This window comes from Labrys okinawensis, assembly GCF_047345005.1.
GTDB lineage: Bacteria > Pseudomonadota > Alphaproteobacteria > Rhizobiales > Labraceae > Labrys > Labrys okinawensis.
The window spans coordinates 400,702-420,541 of the sequence record NZ_CP178864.1 but is presented as its reverse complement, the minus strand read 5'-3'; the positions used below and the strand labels follow the sequence as shown (position 1 = coordinate 420,541).

Sequence of the window (19,840 nt, the reverse complement as noted above, 5' to 3'; positions counted from 1 at the left end):
ATCAAAAGACAGAATGATGATTTCCGTTCCCGTCAGCGAACAGAACGAGGTGGCGCAGGCCCGCCGTGCCGCTTTGGAGATCGCCCAGCGTGCCGGTTTCGACGAGACGGCGGTCGGGCGGGTGGCCATCGCTGCGACTGAAATGGCCACCAACCTGATCAAGCACGGCAAAGGCGGGTATCTGCTGATCGACCTGACCGACTGGCCGGAAGATGTCGGCACCGCCTGGAGTGGGCCGCCCGACGTGGAACTGATCGCCATCGACAAAGGGCCCGGCCTCGCCAGCATCGAGACAGCGTTGCAGGACGGCTACTCCACGGCTGGAAGCGCTGGACATGGTTTGGGCGCCATCCGCCGGCAGGCCCACAGCTTCAATGTCTATTCGCGGCCGGGCGCCGGGACCGTGCTCGCCGTGCGTCTCGGCGGTGGTCCCGCCACCAGCCGCAAGCGGGCCGATGTTCCCTCGCACAGGGTTGCGCGCGGCCTGATCGGTTCTGTCTGTCTCGCCAAGCCGGGCGAGGATGTCTGCGGAGACGGCTGGCACGTCATCCCCGGGCCAGGCGTCCAAGGACGGCGCGCGGTGATGGTGGTGGATGGTCTGGGCCACGGCCCACAGGCTGCAGAAGCTTCGGCCGCGGCCGTGCGCCTGTTCAACCGCCATGCAGGCAGATCTCCTGCCGAGATCATGGAGGCCATGCATGAAGGCCTGCGGCCGACCCGCGGCGCCGCGGTTTCCATCGCGCGCTTCGAACCCGAACGGCGGATGGTGAGTTTCTGCGGCATCGGCAATGTCGGCGGCGTGCTGGCCTCGCGCAACACGCCGGAGGCTCGCCGCATGCTCAGCCTGAACGGCACCGTGGGCCACGTGATGCGCAAGGTGCAGCAGTTCGACTATCCCTACCCCGCGGGAGGCGCGCCGGTGGTCATCCTGCATTCGGACGGCATAAGCGCCCAATGGGCGCTCGACAAATACCCGGGTCTGTCGAGCGCCAATCCAAGCCTGCTCGCTGCGGTGCTCTATCGCGACTTCGGACGCGACCGCGACGATGCAACCGTGCTTGTCGCCCATGATCTCGGTGAGGAGCATTGATGCTCAAGGATGTCGCCATCATAACCCTGGCCATCGGCAGCGAGATGGACGTGGTGGCCGTGCGCCAGCGGGCCAAGCGGATAGCAGCCCTCGTCGGTTTCGATCTGCAGGACCAGACGCGCCTTGCCACCGCCATCTCGGAAATCGCCCGCAATGCCTATGAATATGCCGGTGGGGGCAGGGTCGTCTTCACCCTCGACACCGGCGACAAGGACGGGCGCCAGGCGCTGATGGCGATCCTGAGCGATCACGGGCCGGGCATTGCGGATCTCGACGCCGTTCTGTCCGGCGAATATCACTCGCAGACCGGGATGGGCATCGGGCTGAGCGGCGCCCGACGCCTGGTCGACCACTTCGCCATCGAGACCGGAAAGGCCGGCACGACCGTGACCATCGGCAAGAAATTGCCGCGCCACAAGCCTCGCCTCGGCAGCCCCGAACTGCGCAGCATCAGCGCCAGCCTGACACAGGAACAGGTTTTGGATCCCCTTTCGGTACTGGCCGACCAGAACCGCGAACTCATCCAGGGCCTTGAGGAGGTCAAGGCGCGCCAGGACGAACTGGCCCAGCTCAACCAGGAGCTCGAAGATACCAATCGCGGCGTCGTCGCCCTCTATGGCGAGCTCGACACCAAGGCAGAGCAGCTGCGCGAGGCGAGCGAGGCGAAGTCGCGTTTCCTCTCCAATGTCAGCCACGAGTTCCGCACGCCGGTCAATTCCATCCTGGCGCTCACCCAATTGTTGCTCGACCGCGTCGATGGCGAGCTGACGGCCGAGCAGGAACGCCAGGTCACCTTCATCCGCCGGTCGGCAGAGAGCCTTTCGGAACTGGCCAACGACCTTCTCGACCTTGCCAAGGTCGAGGCAGGCAAGGTCGATATAAGACCTTCGAGATTCGAGGTGTCGGATCTGGTCGCCGCCCTGCGCGGGGTTCTCAAGCCATTGCTCAAGAGCCAGACCGTGGCCCTCAACTTTGTCGACGTCGACAAGGCCATTCCCCCCTTCAGCAGTGACGAGGCCAAGATCGCGCAGATCCTGCGAAATCTGGTCTCGAACGCCCTGAAATTCACGCAGGCGGGCGAGGTTACGGTGAGCGTTTCCTACAGGGCCGCAAGCGATCACATCGTCTTCGAAGTCGCGGATACCGGCATTGGCATCGAACCGGAGCATCTCGAGCACATCTTCGAGGAGTTTGCCCAGATCGACAATCCGCTGCAGAAGGCCAACAAGGGCACCGGCCTCGGCCTGCCCCTGTCGCGGCGCCTCGCCGAACTTCTGGGGGGCAGCCTGATCGTTTCGAGCGAGGTCGGGGCGGGATCGGTCTTCACACTCAGCTTGCCACGTCTTGTCGGGCGGGATCAGGGGCGTGCGCTGCAATCCATGCCGGAGCTGCTGGCAACCGGCCGGGACATGGCAGGCGGCATCCATGTGCTCAGCATCGATGATGACGAGGCCTTTCGCTATGTGCTGAAACAGGTGCTTACGGCAGCCCCGGATTTCGGCGATAATCTCACATTCCTCGAAGCGTCCGAGGGTGCCGAGGGACTTCGCATGGCATTTTCCGGCCAGCAGATCGATGTCATCCTGCTCGACCTTCAAATGGCGGGGCTCGATGGCTACGCGACCTTGCAAGCCATCAGCGCGAGCGCGGTCCTCCAGCACATTCCCGTGGTAGTCCTGACATCGCTGCGGGAGGAGGAGATCGAGCGGGACCGGCTGCAGCATGCCCATGCCATCTTGTCGAAGGAGCGCGCCTCGCTCGAATCCCTCGACATCTTGCTGAAGGGACTCGTGCAACAGAATTGGGTGACCCACTAAGATGGCGCGCCGCGACAATCTCGTCCTCAACGTCGATGACAATGAAGTGGCGCGCTACGCCAAGAGCCGGGCCCTGAGCCGTGCCACGGAGATCGAAGTCATCGAGGCGGCATCCGGCTTCGAAGCACTGGTGCTCGTCAAGGAAAGGCGGCCCACCCTGGTGCTGCTCGACGTAAAGCTGCCCGACATGAGCGGTTTCGATGTCTGCCGCATCATCAAGCAGGATTACCCCGAAACCCTGGTCCTGCAGACCTCAGCCTCCTTCATCTCCGGCGGCGACCGCACGCGCGGCCTCGATGCGGGCGCCGATTCCTATCTGGCGCAGCCCTGCGAGCCGGCCGAACTGGTTGCCTCCGTGCGGGCGCTGCTGCGTATCCGTGCGACGGAGATGGCGCTGCGCGAGAGCGAAGCCAATTTCCGCACCCTGGCCGAGAACATCCCGACCCTGTGCTGGATGGCCGCCGCCCATGGCGGCATCTACTGGTACAACAAGCGCTGGTACGACTACACGGGCTGCACGCCGGAGCAAATGAAGAGCTGGGGCTGGCGCTCCGTGCATGATCGGGCGGTTCTGCCCGCCGTAATCAGGCGCTGGCGCAAGTCTCTGAAGACGGGCACAGCCTTCGAGATGGTGTTTCCCCTGCGCGGAAACGACGGCCTGTTCAGACCCTTCCTCACTCGCGTCGCACCGGTCACTGACGACAGCGGCCGCATCATCCGCTGGTTCGGCACCAACACCGACATCTCCAAGCAGACCGAAATCGAGAACAAGCTGCGCGACCTCAACGAGACGCTGGAGCAGCGCGTCCAGAGCGAGGTCGCCGCCCGCGTGGCGGCCGAGAACAGCCTGCACCAGCTGCACAAGGTGGAGGCGCTCGGCCAGCTCACCGGCGGCATAGCGCACGACTTCAACAACATGCTGGCGGTGATAATCGGCGGACTGACGCTGTTAAAGCGCAAGTTGGCGCGCGGGCAGACGGATGTCGAACGCTACATCGACGGCGCGCTTGACGGCGCCGAACGAGCGGCGGCCCTGACCCGGCGCCTGCTCGGATTCTCACGCCAGCAGCCCTTGACGGTGGAGCCGGTCTGCACGAACGACATGATCAGCGACATGACCGACCTGCTATCGCGTACCCTGGGCGAGCACATCCACATCACCACGGTGCTCGCGCCGGACAGCTGGATGGTGGAGACGGACAGGAGCCAGCTCGAGAACGCCCTGCTCAACATGTCAGTCAACGCGCGCGACGCCATGCCCGATGGCGGCGAGCTACGCATCGAGACAGCGAATGTGATGCTGCCGCGGCGCCTGGCGCAGGAATTCGGCATTCCCGCCGGTCCCTATCTGCGCATCGCCGTCACGGATACCGGCACCGGGATGTCGGAAGAGGTGGCTGCGCGCGCCTTCGATCCCTTCTTCACCACCAAGGGCGTCGGCAAGGGCACGGGCCTCGGGCTCAGCCAGGTCTTCGGCTTCGTGCGGCAGACGGGCGGGCATGTCACCATCGCCACTGCACTCGGCAACGGCACCACCATTCGCCTCTATCTGCCACGCTCGAAGAGCGCCGAGAGCGAAAAGGCCGAGCCCAGCATTCCACTCACGACGGTTCCCGGCCAGTCTCACGAAACCGTGCTGGTTGTGGAGGACGAAGACAGGGTCCGGGCCATGGCCGTGGGTGCGCTGCAGGGCCTTGGCTACAATGTCTTGGAGGCCGCCTCCGCCAGCGAGGCCCTCGATGTCGTATCGGCCGGACAGCCGATCACCCTGCTCTTTACCGATCTCGTCATGCCGGAAATGAACGGCAGCGAACTTGCCTCCCTCGCCCTGGCGCGGGCGCCGAACCTCAAGGTTCTCTTCACCACCGGCTACGCACCCGACGACAACGGAGACGTGCAGATCAGGGGAGTCGACAGCCGGCCGCTGCACAAGCCCTACTCGCTGGAACAGTTATCGCGGCGAGTCAGGTCCGCGATCGACGGCTGACGCCCGGAGCAAAGAGACTTCAGAGTGGATCGCCAGCGGGCCACGGGAGGCTGAGGACATAAAAAAGGGAGGAATCACCGGCTCCTCCCCTGGCTGCTTTATGGATGATACGCTGCGGGAGCGAAGCTCAACCGCGCGGCGAAACCCGCCGGGAACGCTTGGCGATGACCTTGACGCGGGCAAGTTCTCGGGTCCGCGTCATGTAGACGGTGCACAGGCCAAGGGCCAGCAAGGTCGAGAAGATTGCAAGCAGGTCATTCGTCATGTCACGTACCCCTGATATTCCCTCAAATCAGTATCGTTTGCCGGATAGATAACGCGCCAATCGGTACAAGGTTCAGTTACAATTTCCTAAGAATTCGAAAATGCCTGACTTCCTCTCCCGGGAGATCATCCATTTGCCATCAGCAGCACCAGCAAAAGCAGGGCTAGCACCACGGCGCCCGGCTTCCAGTCGAGCCCCTTGATCGCCGCCCCCGCAATCGCTGCGACGATGGAAGCGCCGATACCGAGGACTGCTGTAAACCACATATGCGCAGTCCCGCCGATAGCAAGGCCGACGGCATGGGAAAGCAACATAAAAATGACGATAAGCGTCAGACGCAGGAAGTCTTCATAGAAATTCTTGTGGGTTGAGAAATCTTCCGAGGGCTTGATCGTCTCGGCCATGACAGCCTCCCTGAGCGGTTGAGATTGCTTTCCTCCTACTCCTCCCGGCCAGGCTGCGGATCGGGAGGTAGCGGCTCCTCCTGCGGCGAGCCGGGCGGAATGCCTTGTGGCTCGCCCGGAGGGAGGGTGTCAGGTGTCGGCGCCGGTATGCCGACAGGCGGCACGGGCTGCGGCACCTCGACGGGTGTGGGCGTTTCGAGAGGACCAGGTGCGGGCTTTTGGGGTTCGGTCGGCATCGGCGCTTCCCCTATTTGCCCTCATCAGGCTGCCCCTCAGCGCTCGTCGACACGAGGGGGGTCTTCCGATCCGCTCGCGCAGCTGACCGTTCGGAAGCGCCTCTGTGCTTTGGGGAACGGGTGAGGGAAACAGGATCGCTCGCCGGAAAACTCTCGGCCAAGGACTTGTCGAGCTCCTTTTCGAGTTCCCCGTCGGCGGGCTTGGCAGTTTTAGTGGACATGGATCCATCCTCCGCAGGGGTGGGGCCTATTCAGCCGCAACCGCGTAATTGAATTCGGGAACCTCCTCGGTCGTCACCTCGAAACGACGCAGAACATGGGGCCCAAAGGATTGCAGCATCGGGATATCCATGGCGTCGCGCCCGCGCGCCACCAGGATGCGGCCGATGCGCGGCACATTGTGGCGGGCATCGAATGTGTACCAGCGCCCGCCGAGATATGCCTCGAACCAGGCGTTGAAATCCATCGGAGCCGGATCGGGCGGCACGCCGATATCGCCGAGATAGCCGTTGCAATAGCGCGCGGGAATGTTGAGGCAGCGGCAGAGCGTGACGGCCAGGTGTGTGAAATCCCGGCACACGCCCACGCATTCCTCGAAGGTCTCCATGGCCGTACGGGTGGCGCGTGCATTCTCGTAGCCGAATGTCACGCGGTCGTGGACGAAGTCGCAGATGGCCTGCACCTTGGCCCATCCCCCCTCGACGCTGCCGAATTTCCACCAGGCGAAGGGAGCGAGCAGGTCCGTCTCGCAATAACGGCTGGCCAGCAGAAAGGGCAGCATATCGGTCGGCAGGGCCGCCACGGGCACGAACGCTGCGTCCAGCGCCGAGGCATCGGGCTGGCCACTGTCGGCGATGACGCCATGGCAGGACAATTGCGTCACGCCAGCCCCGGTTGCGATGCGGCGGCAGCGATTGCCATAGGGATCGATGAAGCTGTCGACCCTCGCCGGGCCGCTAACCAGAAAAGGGTGTTCGAAGACGATATCGCGCCGGCGAGCCGCCTCGACATCGAGTGCGGTCAGGAGCGTGGTGGGCTGGGCCGTCTCGATCTCGATGGTATAGCCATAGCGGATATGCATGGTCGAACTCCGGATGACGGGGCTGGGGCAGCCTTTCATGAGGGCTTTTGAAGTGGCAGCCGGCTGAATTCAGCTCCGACGCCGCATTTCATGGCAGGAAAACCCCCCAATTTGCCGAAAGTTCCGGGGAATCTGCAGGAAAACCATTAATTCCGGCAGGAAATCCGCGGCGGCGGGGGGAAGTGCCCCCTACTTCGCCGCCGGCGCGAGGGCGAGTTGCGGCTCCACTTCGCCCTTTGCTTCTCCCGCGTCGGTCCCGGCGTTCAGTCCCCAGGCGCCGAGATGCGTGCTGTCACGCGGCGTGGTCTCCGTCGCCTCGAGCTGCATCACCAGCCCGGCCAGGATGCGCGATTGCGGCGGCTGGGGCACCGCCCTGTCAGCCACGAACTCGAATTCGAACCGGCCCTCCTCGCGATCGGCGATGCCGATACGTAGGTGAAGGGCCATCCCTTCGTGGAGGATGGCCGAGGCCCGGTCGACGATCAGAAGCCCCAGCGGGATGGCGCGGTCGACCGGCAAGGCGATAGCTGTCTGGCCCCTGATGCCGATCTCCTGGCCGGGCCGGCACAGCAGCCTCGCGACCGCGGCGATGACGTCGCGCAGGAAGGGATCGATGGCGACGGGCCGCATCGCCCCTTCCGCCAGGGCGCCGCGATAGGCCGCCGACAGCACGTGAACGCGGCATTCGGCCTCGCACAGGGCCATGCGTGCGTCGCCGCTATAGGAGTTCTTGGACAGGCCGATATAGCTCTGCACCACCTGAAGATTGTTCTTCACCCGGTGGTGCAGTTCGCGGGTCAAGAGGTGGTTGGCGGCGAGCGCGGCCTGGAGGTGGTCCTCGCGGCTCTCCTGTTCCTTCACCATGTCATTGAAGGCCACCACGACATTGCGGATGTCGCTGGGCATGGCCTCGCTGAGCGCCACGCGCCCCCAACCCGAGACGCGCCGGGCGCGCGAGGCCGACTCGATTCCCTTCAGCCATTGTACGAGGTGGCGGTTCATCACGCGGACGAACACCGCCAGCAGCAGGAGCAGCGCGAGCAGCGGCGCCAGCAGGAGGAAGACGAATTGCGAGCGTGCGGCTTGCAGGTCCTTGTCGCGGAAACTCGAAATGATGAAGAGATCGCGGTCGCCGACCGGCAAGGCATAATAGATCCGGCGCTCGCCCGTGCTGCTGACGGCGGACCAGCGTCGCCGGGGGAGGGGAAAAGCGCCTTCGGGCGGCAGCCACCCCCGATCGGCCGCCGCACGGCCGCGCGCAAACACGATCTCGTCCTGTGCCGTCGACAACGCGGTGACGAAATCTGGATCGCCTTCGCCCAGATTGAAGACGCGATCGAGGGCCTCGGGCGCGACGACGAGCAGGGCCTGCCAGTCCTGGCCCGCGCCGTCCGGCCCGGTGGAATCAGACCTTTCCCGGGCGTAGACGACCAGCCGCCGCTTGCCGGCCATGACCACCGAATCATATCGCCCCTCGACGGGGGCCAGAACTGCCTTGGACCTGGTGAGGTTCTTGCCGGCCTGTGCGGCAAGAACCGACGACAGCTCGGCCTGCATCAGAGACGGATCGTTGGAGACGAGGCAGGATTGGCCGCCGGGGCCTCGGATCAGCATGGCCTGGTAGCCGTCGAGACCGCGCACGCTCGCATTGCCGGCCGTCTGGCAAGACGTTTCGGTGGTGCCGCCGATGCCTTCCCGGGCAGAGACGATCAGGCCCCGCAAGACCCCGACATACCAGATGCGCATGCGGATGGCGAAATTACCCGCCGTCTCGGCCTGCCGCCCCGCAATGGCATTGATGGCACCCCGATAGGTCACCACCGCGGTGGCCGTGGTGATGGCCCCAATGGGAATGGCGATGATCAGGAAGAAGGCGACCAGCCTTGCCTGCACCGTATCGAAGGCGAGGCGTGGCCACCGGAGGGGCGAGGCGACGGGCGGGTCGCTCACGGCAAGGAAGACTCGCTGCCGGACACCCGCAAGGCCGCCAGCATCTTGGCATCGGGGCCGGTCTCCTCGACACCGCTGGTCGAGAGCATCTCGGCAAGCTTGGTGCGCGCGCGGTTGACGCGGCTCTTGATCGTGCCAAGCGCCACCCCGCAAATCTCCGCTGCCTCCTCATAGGAGATGCCAGTCGCACCGACCATGATCAGCGCCTCGCGCTGCTCCTCCGGCAATTGAGCAAGGGCGGCCTGGAAATCGGCAATCTCCAGATGCCCTTCCTGGCTGCCATGCACCGCCAGGCGCTGGGCATAGGTGCCTTCGCTGTCCTGCACCTCGCGCGAACGCTTGCGATAGAGCGAATAATAGATGTTGCGGAGGATGGTGAAGAGCCAGGCCCGCATGTTGGTGCCGGGTTCGAACTTGTCGGCGTTGGCCCACGCCTTCAGAAGCGTGTCCTGCACGAGGTCATCGGCCAGCGTGATCGATCCCGAGAGTGAAGCGGCGAAGGCTCGCAGGCTTGGGATGTGCGCGATCAGCCCGTCCTTGAAGCTATCGCTGCTCATCGCTCTTGTCCTCCGCAGCTTTCCTCTCCTGATCCTCGAGCTGGGCGAGGAGCATCAGAAACCTGTCTGGAACGGGAGCCCGAACAATCGACTCGTAATGCGCTTGCAGGGAGCGTGCGACAAACTCTTGAATCTGAGGATCAAGCTCGGGGGCGACGACCATGTCCGTCGAATCCTCGGCCGGCTCTTTCGTCTTGGACATCGCAACCCCTGTGAAGCGGCCCTGGGCCACACTCGATAAACATCAGGCGTTACTGTTCCCGCTTCACGAGACCCTGCAATGCCACCTGTCGAAACGCAGCGGATATAGAATCGTTCCACTACTTTGAAAAAATAAATAGATTGTCAGATCGGCTTTTTCCGTGCTCGTTTCTTAACTATGGTAAGGAGCCAAATTCATGTCGATCGCAGCTGAAATAGCGCCTCAACTGCCTTATCTACGGCGGTTTTCCCGCGCCCTGAGCGGGACCCAGGCGAGCGGCGACGCCTATGTGATCGGTACGCTCGAAGCCCTGATTGAAGACCCCACTTCCTTTCCGCGGGATATCCCGGCAAGGCTCGCCCTCTATCAGGTCTTCCTGAGATTGTGGTCTTCCATGGCCGTGAACATGGAAACCGTTGCTTCGACAGTCGAGGATGACAGCCCCGAGCAGCGCCTCGAACGCCTTGCGCCACGCTCACGGCTGGCCTTCCTGCTCACCACCATGGAGGGATTCTCCGCCGACGAGGCCGCCATGATCATGCGCGTCGACGAAGCGGAAGTCGCTTCGCTGGTGGCGGAGGCAACGCATGATATCGCCCAGCAGATCGCCACCGACGTGCTGATCATCGAGGACGAGCCGATCATCGCGCTCGACCTCCAGTCGATCGTCGAGGAACTTGGCCACTCCATCGCCGGCGTGGCGCGCACCCACAAGGAAGCGCTGGCACTGGTCGCGGCTCACAGTCCGGGCCTGGTGCTGGCGGATATCCAGCTGGCCGACGGCAGTTCGGGTCTCAACGCCGTGAATGATATCCTGACGACGGTCGATCTGCCGGTGATCTTCATCACCGCCTATCCCGAAAGGCTGCTGACCGGCCAGCAGCCCGAGCCCACCTTCCTCATCACAAAGCCCTTCCGGCCCGAGGCCGTAAAGGCGACTATCAGCCAGGCCCTGTTCTTCAACAAGCGCGCCAAGCGCAAGGCGGCCTGACTTCTCAAAGCGTTTTGCGATTTGACGGCGTAGGCAAGAATCGCGAGGACGCGTCGAAACGGAGAGTTAGAGCAAAGCGCGTTTACGCTTAAGCGCGCTTTGCTCTAGGAAGCGCAACCAAGGAAAAGAAGAAGGGCAGGATCCCAACGCGGGGATCCTGCCCTTTCATTTGCAAAGACGGCGGCCATGCGGTCTCGTTCAGGCCGCTCTTTCGGCGAGCCCGCGTACCTGGTTCACCAGATGATCGGGATCGAAGGGCTTGCTCACCAGCAGGCAGTCGAAATAGAGCCGGTGCCGTTCGGGCAGGCCGAAGCCGGAGACAAACATGATCTCCAGGCTCGGCCAGCGTTCGCGTGCCTTCAACGCCAAGTCGTATCCGTTCATCGGGCCGGGCATGCGCACATCGGTGATGAGCACCTTCACATCCCGGTTAGTGGCGAGAATATCGAGGGCCGTTTCGGCCCGGGCCGCCTGCAGCACATCAAAGCCGGCTTCTTCCAGAATATCCGCGGTAATAGCCCTGACATCATTATCGTCATCGACGAGGACGACTTTAGGCTGGGCTTGCGCGTCCATCGAAATAACCCTTTCATATCTGCGTTCGGTGGGCTCTGCGAAGCTTGGCTCTTTCACAATCACATCCTCTCACTCATCCAAACTCTGCCGGCGCCATTCTGATGGTCCCCCATAGGGCCGGCAACACCTCTTGCCGGAACGTCTCACTCTTCCTTTTGTTCCCAACGGAAGGACCATTTGACGGACCTGCCCTCCGGACGGACAAGGCCTTGATCCTGCTGGACCTTTCAGAATGACGAGCCCGGGAAGACCTTTGGGAATGCAGGGCTCTCCAAGATCTTCCGTCGGCGGAAACGGGCTGTTGCTACACGATGTTTTTTTCGAGCGGCTGGGCCATCATGTCGGTGATCTTCGCCTCGAACGCGCTCATATCGAAGGGCTTCGCCATCACATCGTGCGAGCCATCTCGATCAAGCTCAGGGGACTGCTCGTTTTCATACCCGGTGAGAAACAGGATCTTGAGGGCGGGGCGACTCTCTCGGGCCCGACGAGCAAGATCCCAACCGCTCATCCCCGGCAAACCGATATCCGTAACCATCAGGTCGATGGTCTGTCCGCTTTCCAATATTGGTAGAGCAGTATTGGCATCCCTGGCCTCTAGCGTAGAATAGCCAAGGTCATTGAGGATGTCGACGACAAGCATCTGAACCATCCGCTCATCCTCGATAACTAGAATTGTCTTTCTATCATTGCCCGCCATGAATCAAACCTCATTCTTGGTGGATGACTGATCCAAAACGCACAAAATGATTGTTTTGTTCAAAAATAATGCTTGACCCTTTGTTGCGAACCTCGAGAAACGGACATTCGCGATCCGCCAGCACGAGCCTGGCCGCGATGATTATGCAGGAAAAATCGCGACCTAGGGGCGCCATTCTAGGACGGGCGCGCCCTTGCTGTCTCGCCGTCAAAAAAGACAGGCTCAGTCCACCCGTTCGAACAGGACTAGGGAACGGCCCTGCAGATCGTAGTTCTCGCCGATGCCGACATCGGCTTCCGGCAGGTCCGGATCATCGGTGGCAATCAGCCGCTTCCAGGCCGAGCCATCATAGCAGGGCGGCAGCTTGAATGGCACGGGATCGTGATGGGCATTGAGCAGGATGAGCAGGGTGGCGTCAGAGCCCCGCTTGCGGATGCCGCTCGCCTGGGCGCGGCCGTCCAGGATCATGCCGAAGCAGGAGAGCTCGTCAGGGTCATCCCAATTGGCCTGCACCATTTCCTCGCCGCTATGATGGATCCAGGTCACCTCGCGCACGTCGATGGCTTCGTTGGTGCGCTCGCCGATGAGGAAGCGCGAACGGCGCAGGATCGGGTACTTCCGGCGCAGCTGGGTGAGGCGGCGCACGAAATCGGCGAGGCCCCGGTTCTGTGCGGCAACCTCCCAGTCCACCCAGCTGATCTCGCTGTCCTGGCAATAGGCATTGTTGTTGCCGAGCTGGGTGCGCCCGAACTCGTCGCCGGCCAGGATCATCGGCGTGCCCTGGGAAAGCAGCAGCAATGCCAGCATGTTGCGCTGCTGGCGCTCGCGCAGTGCGTTGATGCCGGCATCGTCCGTCGGCCCCTCCGCACCACAATTCCAGGAGCGATTGTCGGAACTGCCATCGCGGTTGGCCTCGCCATTGGCCTCGTTGTGTCGATCATTGTAGGAGACGAGATCGCGCAGGGTGAAGCCGTCATGGGCGGTGAGGAAGTTCACCGAGGACCAGGGCTTGCGGCCGCGGTGATCGAACTTGTCGGGCGAGCCGCACATCCGCGGTGCCAGGGCAGCCGGCCGGGCCTCGCCGCGCCAGAAGTCTCGCGCGGTGTCGCGATAGATGTCGTTCCATTCGGCCCAGCCCGGCGTAAAGCCGCCGACCTGATAGCCGCCAGGGCCGACATCCCAGGGCTCGGCGATCAGCTTGACGTTCTCCAGCACCGGATCCTGGCCGACCGCCTTGAGGAAGCCGCTGTCGGGACTGAAGCCGTCCAACTCGCGCGCCAGGATGGTGCCGAGGTCGAAGCGGAAGCCATCGACATGCATCTCGTTCACCCAGTAGCGCAGGCTGTCGGTCACCATCTGGATGACGCGCGGATGGCTGAGATTGACGGTGTTCCCGGTGCCGGTGTCGTTGATGTAGTAGCGCTTCTGCTCCGGCATGAGCCGGTAGAAGGACGCATTGTCGATACCCTTGAAGGATAGCGTCGGACCCAGTTCGTTGCCCTCGGCCGTGTGGTTGTAGACGACGTCCAGGATGACTTCGAGCCCGGCATCGTGGAAACGGGCCACCATCTGCTTGAACTCGGCCAGCACATTGGTCGGATCCGCGGCATAGCGTGGATCGGGCGCGAAGAAGCCGATGGAATTGTAGCCCCAGTAGTTCCGGAGGCCGCGGTTGAGCAGATAGTCGTCATCCACGAAGGTGTGGACCGGCAGGAGTTCGACCGTGGTCACGCCGAGCGCTCTTATATGCTCGAGCGACTGGATCGAGGCGAGGCCGGCATAGGTGCCCTGCAGGCGTTCGGCAATGTCGGGATGACGCTTTGTGAAGCCCTTCACATGCGTTTCGTAAATGATGGTCTGGTCCCAGGGCACCAGGGAACGGTTGCCCGGCCAATCGAAGCGCGAGTCCACCACCATGCATTTGGGCACGAAGGCCGCGCTGTCGCGCCTGTCAAAGGAAAGGTCCCCTTTACCCAGCGTGTAGCCAAAGACGGCCGGATCCCATTTCAGCGTGCCGAAAAGCGAGCGTGCATAGGGATCGAGCAAAAGCTTGTGGGGATTGAAGCGATGGCCGGCGTCCGGCTCATAGGGCCCGTGCACGCGGTAGCCATAGAGCATCCCGGGGCTGACGTCCGGCAGATAGCCATGCCAGATCTCGTCGGTGAATTCGGGCAGTTCAATGCGCTCGACCTCATGCTCGCCGGTTGAATCGAACAGGCAGACCTCGACCTTGGTGGCATTGGCCGAAAACAGGGCGAAATTCGTGCCTGACCCATCCCATGTCGCCCCGCGCGGGTACGGATGGCCTTCACGGATTCTTGTCCTGCTCAGATAGGTCATGCGGCGATCCTTCATGCGGGGATACCGACTCAAATGCTGCGGTCTCCGATTGGTTCCATGCATCGCAACAATTTGCTGCACCGCAGCATACACTCCAAGCTTCACATTTTCCAACCCTTAATTGATCTCATAAAGGCAATGGAACCTTAGCGAGGCTTGTGTGTTGAGATGACAACTCGATGACCGTGTCGAACGCTCAACCTCGAGAGTATGGAGGAAATATCATGGGACGCTCTGTTTTGCTTTGGCTCCTAGGTGTGCCAATTCCGGTGATTATTCTTCTTTATCTGTTCTGGCACTGATCTTGTATTAGAGCTGTGGAAGATTATCTCAGATCTTCAGATCCGAAGATCTTGCCCTTCTCCGCGCACCGTGACGAAGGCAATGTCGCACGTCCACGAGAATCTGCGTCGATCATGGGGTCGGGCCAACCGGTAAGGTATGGCCAGGCCCATACCTCCGAGGAACGCGGCCAGCAAGGGCCGATCCGCGGTGAAAGAACCGCGCTGAGAATCGAGGATTACGGTCTTATCGGAGATTGTCGAACGGCTGCCCTGATCGGGCGCAACGGCTCGGTGGATTGGCTCTGCTGGCCGCGCTTCGACAGTCCCGCTTGCCTCGCCGCCCTGCTGGGCACGCCCGAGCACGGCCGCTGGACGATCGCGCCCGCCGATCCGGCCTACCGCACCAAGCGCGCCTATCGAGGCGATACTATGATTATGGAGACCGTATTCGAGACAGAGGACGGCTCGTTTATGGTCACCGACTTCATGCCGATCGGTGAGGATCGATCCTCGCTGGTTCGCATCGTCGAGGGGCGGACGGGTACGCCTTCCATTCGCATGGAGCTACTGCTGCGTTTCGACTACGGTTCTTCCATGCCCTGGGTGACCCAGCTGCCCGAAAAGGACGGCATCGTCGCCATCGCCGGGCCCAACCTTGCGGTCCTGCGCTCGCCGATGCCGCTCCATGGCGAACACCTTGCCACGGTGGCGGAATTCACGGTCGAGCCCGGCGAACGCGTTCCCTTCGTGCTGAGCTATGGGCCTTCGCACCTCAAGCCCCCGCCCCCTCTGGATGCCGGGAAGGTCCTCGCCGACACCGAGAAGTTCTGGCGCGGCTGGGCTGGGCGCTGTCAGGTCGATGGTGGCCAGGGAGCGGCCCTGCTGCGCTCACTCCTCACCTTGAAGGCCCTCACCTTCAGCGAGACGGGCGGCATGGTCGCCGCGCCCACCACCTCGCTGCCGGAGCTGATAGGGGGTGAGCGAAACTGGGACTACCGTTTCTGCTGGCTGCGCGATGCCGCGCTCACACTGGTGGCCCTGATGGCCGCCGGCTACCTGGAGGAGGCTTCGGCCTGGCGTAACTGGCTGCACCGCGCCGTCGCGGGCAGTCCGGAAGATCTGCAGATCATGTATGGCCTTGCCGGCGAGCGGCGGCTCACGGAGCTCGAGATCCCCTGGCTTCCCGGCTACCGCGACTCCCGACCGGTGCGCATCGGCAACGCCGCCTCGACGCAGCTCCAGCTCGACGTCTGGGGCGAATTGGTGGACGCGCTGCATCTCGCACGGGAAGGCGGCCTCGATGCCTCTACCGACGCCTGGGACATACAGCGCGCCGCCGTCGAACATCTTGAGGGCATCTGGCAGGCGCCGGATGACGGCATCTGGGAAATCCGCGGCGCGCGGCGTCACTTTACCCACTCCAAGATCATGGCCTGGGTCGCCTTCGACCGCTCGATCCGCGATGCCGAGAAATATGGCTTCGAAGCACCGCTCGAACGCTGGCGCGCCATTCGCGACGAGATCCATGCCCTGGTCTGCGAGCTTGGCTTCGACAAGAGCATCGGCAGCTTCACCCAGACATTCGGCTGTCGGGAGCTCGACGCGAGCCTGCTGCTGATCCCGGAAGTGGGCTTCTTGCCGATCGAGGATCCACGCGTTGCCGGCACGATCGCGGCGATCGAGCGGGAACTGGTGGTGGACGGTTTCGTGCGCCGCTACCATACACGGACCCGCGCCGACGGACTGCAGCCTGGCGAAGGCGTATTTCTCGCCTGCAGCTTCTGGCTGGTGGATGCCTGGCAGCGCCAGGGTCGCGAGAGGGAGGCCCGTGCGCTGATCGGGCGGCTGCTGGCGCTGCGCAACGACCTCGGCCTGCTGAGCGAGGAATACGACACCGAGCGCGGCGAGCAGACCGGCAACTTCCCGCAGGCCTTCTCGCATCTCAGCCTGGTGCGCTCGGCACTGAGCCTGCACCTGCAGATGCCCGCCCGCCACCTGTTCAGCAGGGCGAATGCGCCCGGGCGGGATCCCAGGACATCGTCATAGCCTTCAGGGCGCAGGCTGCGAGCCGGTGACCGCGATGTGCCGATCCCAAGCCCGGCACATCATTACGTGAGAATGAGGGTCCAATCCCTTCAGCGGCCGGCTGCCAGGTCCAGCGAAGCCACGCCGGCTGCAAGGTCGACGCCTTGTTGGGCCTGCGCCGAGAAGGGCTGCAGGGTAAAGGAGCGGTCGAAGCCGCCGACCAGCGCATTGGCGCCGCCGCCTACGCCCACCGTCGCCGAAGCGCCCACGCCAACATAGCTGCCGGCCAACGCGCCACGCGGGCGGCCCTGGCTCGGCGCAAGCACGCCCCAGACCAGCGTGCCGCGATCGGTCTTGCCGATGTCGAGGCCGAATTTGCGGATGGTGCCGTAGTAACGTTCCGAATAGCCCCGGTTGGAGCGGAAGACGCAGCTCATCTGTTTGTACGAGGTGACGATCAGGCCCAGGCCGCCGGAGACATTGCAGCGCAGGACGCCGACGCGGACATTGGCGAAGGCCGGCGAGGCCGAAGCAGCAAACGCCGCGAGCGCCGCGCAGCCAAGAGCAATGGGAATACGCATGATCCATCCTTTCATGAAATCGGTGAGAAGCACCTTGTCGTGAACCGGTCCGGCCGCGATAGGTTCCGACACTGCCTTACGGAACCTTGTACGGATGTACACGTTTGACGTCGTGGGTTGGCCAGCTTCACTCGAAGCGCGTATGACAGGCGCATCTCACGGACGGCGCGCGGGGGCCTTGATGGAAGATCGTATCCTTTCCAAACCGGCATTGGCGGCCGAGCCCTTGGGTAGCGATTCCACCGAAGGCACCAGGGAGGACATGCCCCCTCAGGTCGATCCCCGTACCGTCATCCAGGCCTGCCTGCTGGCGCTGGCGCTGCTGACCATGGCCTATGTGGCCTCCGACATTCTCCTGCCGCTGGTCCTCGCCTTCGTATTGAAGCTGCTGTTCCAGCCGGCGATGCGCCAGCTCGACCGCATCTCGGTACCTCGGGGCCTCGCCGCACTCCTGGTGATCCTCGCCTTTTTCGGCCTGATCGTCGGGCTCGGCGCCGCGGTGGCCGACCCGGCGAGCGGGTGGGCCGCGCGTCTGCCCGAGGGCCTGGCGCGGCTCCAGGAGAAGCTGCACTTTCTCGCAAGACCCATCCAGACCTTCCAGAACTTCATGCACGAGATGGGGACGAGCGGCGATCCCGGCATCGATTTCCTCGGCACCATCTTCCGCGGCACGCAGCACTTCGCCAGCGGCTTCTTCGAGACGATCCTGATCCTGTTCTTCCTGTTGATGTCGGGCGACACCTTCCTGCGCCGCACTGTGGAGATCCTGCCGCGCTTCAGCGACAAGCGCCAAGCCGTCGAGCTCTCGCAGCAAATCGAGCACAACATCTCGATTTATCTGGTCACCATCACCGTGATGAACACATTGGTCGGCATCGCCACCGGCGTGACCATGTGGGCGACCGGCCTCGGCGATCCAGTCCTGTGGGGCGTATTGGCCTTCATCCTCAATTATGTGCCGATCATGGGTCCGGTCGCAGGTGTCGCCATCTTCGTCTTTGCCGGCTTGCTCAGCATCGAAGGCACGCTGGCCGCCTTCCTGCCGGCGGGAGCCTATCTCCTGATCCACATGATCGAAGGCGAAATCGTCACACCCATGCTGCTGGCCAGGCGCTTCACGCTCAATCCCGTGCTGGTCATCCTGTCGCTGATCTTCTGGTTCTGGGCCTGGGGCGTGGCCGGCGCCATCCTGGCCGTGCCGATGCTCGCCATCTTCAAGATCGTCTGCGATGGCATCAAGCCCCTGAACCCGATCGGGCATTTCCTCGAGGCATGAGTGGGGGGCGGGTCTTAAGACCCGCCCCCCACTCTACGGCAGCATATCCTTCAACCGCAGTCGTGCGATTTCCCCGATCTGCCTCAGCCCCTCGGCGAATTCGTGGTCGCGGTCGTTCTGCAGCCGCCGTTCGAAGCCCGCCACGATGTCGGCCTTGCTGCGGCCCTTGATCGCCATGATGAAAAGGAAGCCGAACTTTGCCTTGTAGGCGTCGTTGAGCTCGGTGAAGCGAGCGAGTTCGGCCGGAGTGAGCTTGTCCAGGCCGGCAGAGGCCTGCTCGGCCGTAGAGTCCGCCGTCAGCATCTTGGCCTGTGCGAGACGCCCGGCGAGATCGGGATGGGCCATGATCAGGGCAAGCTTGTCCTCGTCCGGGGCGGCGGCCAGCACCGCGGCGAAGGCGGCATGCAGGCCCTCGGCCGTATCCTCCGCCGGGCCCAGACCCTTGTCATAGGCGCCCTCCGCGATCCAGGGCGAGTGCTCATAGACGCCGCCGAAGCGCTCGACGAACAGGGCTCGCGGCATACGGGTGGGCCGATAGCCGCCCTGCGGCGGGTGGTGGCGGATCCAGTGCCGGGCAATGTCGAGGCGTGTGGCGAACCAGACACCCTCATGGCTCCGCGCATAATCCAGGAAGCGTGCCAGCGCCGCCGCTCGTCCCGGCCGGCCGACGAGGCGGCAATGCAGGCCTATGGAGAGCATGGCCGGGCGCTCCTCGCCTTCCATGTAGAGCGTGTCGAAGCTGTCCTTCAGATAGGCGAAGAACTGATCACCGCTGTTGAAGCCTTGCGCCGTGGCAAAGCGCATATCGTTGGCGTCGAGCGTATAGGGCACGATGAGATGCGGCCCTTGCGACCCCTCCACCCAGTAGGGAAGCTCGTCGGCATAGGAATCGGCCGAATAGAGGAAGCCGCCGTCTTCCATGACGAGCTTGAGCGTATGGTTGGAGTTGCGGCCCTGGTAGAAACCGAGCGGGCGCTGCCCCGTGACCTGCCTGTGCAGGCGGATGGCAGCCGTGATGTGATCGCGCTCGTCCTCCTCGCTGAAATCGTGATAGTCGATCCACTTCAGGCCGTGGCTGGCGATCTCCCAGCCCGCGTCCTGCATGGCGGTGACGGCCTGCGGATTGCGCGCCAGGGCGGTGGCTATACCGAAGACGGTGACCGGGATCTTGCGTTCCGTGAACAGGCGATGCAGGCGCCAGAAGCCGACGCGCGCCCCATACTCGTAGATCGATTCCATGTTCATGTTGCGCTGGCCGAGCCAGGGCTGGGCATTGACGATCTCGGACAGGAAGGCCTCCGAGCCGGCATCGCCGTGCAGAACGCAATTCTCGCCGCCTTCCTCGTAATTCACTACAAATTGCAGGCAGATGCGGGCTCTGTCCGGCCAGGCGGCGTGCGGGGGCTCGCCAGCATAGCCGACAAGATCGCGATCATAGGCGGCATCGGTGGCCGCGGCGATTGTCCTGGGGCTCATCG

The 19,840-nt window shown here is 63.3% G+C and carries 18 protein-coding genes; 6 read left to right on the top strand and 12 right to left on the bottom strand.

The window, feature by feature from the left end; genetic code table 11:
• The first annotated feature begins 13 nt into the window (after nt 1-13).
• The 3 genes from ACMDCR_RS02000 to ACMDCR_RS01990 are packed head-to-tail and all read left to right on the top strand — an operon-like array spanning nt 14 to nt 4,894.
• Entirely contained in the window at nt 14-1,090 is a 1,077-nt protein-coding gene (locus tag ACMDCR_RS02000; RefSeq protein ID WP_413990912.1) for an ATP-binding protein, read from the top strand.
• Entirely contained in the window at nt 1,090-2,907 is a 1,818-nt protein-coding gene (locus ACMDCR_RS01995; protein ID WP_413990911.1) for an ATP-binding protein, read from the top strand. The genes ACMDCR_RS02000 and ACMDCR_RS01995 overlap by 1 nt, the downstream gene beginning before the upstream one ends.
• Nucleotide 2,908: 1 nt before the next feature.
• Nucleotides 2,909-4,894 carry a response regulator gene (locus ACMDCR_RS01990; protein WP_413990910.1) on the top strand — a complete coding sequence of 662 codons (1,986 nt, stop codon included), beginning with the start codon at nt 2,909-2,911 and terminating at the stop codon, nt 4,892-4,894.
• Between the two features lie 127 nt (nt 4,895-5,021).
• On the opposite strand, the gene ACMDCR_RS01985 is transcribed toward ACMDCR_RS01990, so the two are convergent.
• The 7 genes from ACMDCR_RS01985 to ACMDCR_RS01955 form a co-directional block, all read right to left on the bottom strand.
• Nucleotides 5,022-5,159, bottom strand: a complete 138-nt coding sequence (locus ACMDCR_RS01985) for a hypothetical protein (RefSeq protein ID WP_413990909.1) — start codon at nt 5,157-5,159, stop codon at nt 5,022-5,024.
• Nucleotides 5,160-5,284: 125 nt separating this feature from the next.
• The gene (locus ACMDCR_RS01980) at nt 5,285-5,563 is read right to left on the bottom strand and encodes a hypothetical protein (protein ID WP_413990908.1); all 279 of its coding nucleotides are present in this window, start codon (nt 5,561-5,563) and stop codon (nt 5,285-5,287) included.
• 35 nt (nt 5,564-5,598) lie between these two features.
• Nucleotides 5,599-5,799 (bottom strand): hypothetical protein, encoded by a 201-nt coding sequence (locus ACMDCR_RS01975; protein ID WP_413990907.1) that lies wholly within the window; start codon nt 5,797-5,799, stop codon nt 5,599-5,601.
• Nucleotides 5,800-6,046: 247 nt separating this feature from the next.
• The gene (locus ACMDCR_RS01970; protein ID WP_413990906.1) at nt 6,047-6,880 is read right to left on the bottom strand and encodes a transglutaminase-like domain-containing protein; all 834 of its coding nucleotides are present in this window, start codon (nt 6,878-6,880) and stop codon (nt 6,047-6,049) included.
• Between the two features lie 189 nt (nt 6,881-7,069).
• Entirely contained in the window at nt 7,070-8,830 is a 1,761-nt protein-coding gene (locus tag ACMDCR_RS01965; RefSeq protein WP_413990905.1) for a sensor histidine kinase, read from the bottom strand.
• Entirely contained in the window at nt 8,827-9,387 is a 561-nt protein-coding gene (locus ACMDCR_RS01960) for a sigma-70 family RNA polymerase sigma factor (RefSeq protein ID WP_413990904.1), read from the bottom strand. Before ACMDCR_RS01960 ends, ACMDCR_RS01965 begins: the two co-directional genes overlap by 4 nt.
• Complete coding sequence (locus ACMDCR_RS01955) at nt 9,374-9,589, bottom strand: NepR family anti-sigma factor (RefSeq protein WP_413990903.1); 216 nt, start codon at nt 9,587-9,589, stop codon at nt 9,374-9,376. The genes ACMDCR_RS01960 and ACMDCR_RS01955 overlap by 14 nt, the downstream gene beginning before the upstream one ends.
• A gap of 196 nt (nt 9,590-9,785) precedes the next feature.
• Here ACMDCR_RS01955 and ACMDCR_RS01950 point away from each other — a divergent pair, with 196 nt between their 5' ends.
• A complete protein-coding gene (locus ACMDCR_RS01950; protein WP_413990902.1) occupies nt 9,786-10,580 on the top strand; it encodes a response regulator in 795 nt (264 codons plus the stop codon).
• A gap of 198 nt (nt 10,581-10,778) precedes the next feature.
• Here ACMDCR_RS01950 and ACMDCR_RS01945 read toward each other — a convergent pair whose 3' ends face one another.
• The 3 genes from ACMDCR_RS01945 to glgX form a co-directional block, all read right to left on the bottom strand.
• Nucleotides 10,779-11,156, bottom strand: coding sequence for a response regulator (locus ACMDCR_RS01945; RefSeq protein ID WP_413990901.1), 378 nt, complete (start codon nt 11,154-11,156; stop codon nt 10,779-10,781).
• Between the two features lie 304 nt (nt 11,157-11,460).
• Complete coding sequence (locus ACMDCR_RS01940; protein ID WP_413990900.1) at nt 11,461-11,856, bottom strand: response regulator; 396 nt, start codon at nt 11,854-11,856, stop codon at nt 11,461-11,463.
• Between the two features lie 222 nt (nt 11,857-12,078).
• Nucleotides 12,079-14,196 carry a glycogen debranching protein GlgX gene (gene glgX, locus ACMDCR_RS01935; protein WP_413990899.1) on the bottom strand — a complete coding sequence of 706 codons (2,118 nt, stop codon included), beginning with the start codon at nt 14,194-14,196 and terminating at the stop codon, nt 12,079-12,081.
• A 416-nt stretch (nt 14,197-14,612) separates the two neighbouring features.
• Here glgX and ACMDCR_RS01930 point away from each other — a divergent pair, with 416 nt between their 5' ends.
• Nucleotides 14,613-16,526: a glycoside hydrolase family 15 protein gene (locus ACMDCR_RS01930; protein ID WP_413990898.1), complete on the top strand. Its 1,914-nt coding sequence runs from the start codon at nt 14,613-14,615 to the stop codon at nt 16,524-16,526.
• A gap of 89 nt (nt 16,527-16,615) precedes the next feature.
• Here ACMDCR_RS01930 and ACMDCR_RS01925 read toward each other — a convergent pair whose 3' ends face one another.
• Nucleotides 16,616-17,086 (bottom strand): DUF992 domain-containing protein, encoded by a 471-nt coding sequence (locus tag ACMDCR_RS01925; protein WP_413990897.1) that lies wholly within the window; start codon nt 17,084-17,086, stop codon nt 16,616-16,618.
• A gap of 181 nt (nt 17,087-17,267) precedes the next feature.
• On the opposite strand from ACMDCR_RS01925, the gene ACMDCR_RS01920 reads away from it, so the two are divergent.
• The gene (locus tag ACMDCR_RS01920; protein WP_413990896.1) at nt 17,268-18,362 is read left to right on the top strand and encodes an AI-2E family transporter; all 1,095 of its coding nucleotides are present in this window, start codon (nt 17,268-17,270) and stop codon (nt 18,360-18,362) included.
• A 33-nt stretch (nt 18,363-18,395) separates the two neighbouring features.
• Here ACMDCR_RS01920 and puuE read toward each other — a convergent pair whose 3' ends face one another.
• On the bottom strand, nt 18,396-19,838 hold the full coding sequence (gene puuE, locus ACMDCR_RS01915) for an allantoinase PuuE (protein ID WP_413990895.1): 1,443 nt from the start codon (nt 19,836-19,838) through the stop codon (nt 18,396-18,398).
• Nucleotides 19,839-19,840: the final 2 nt, after the last annotated feature.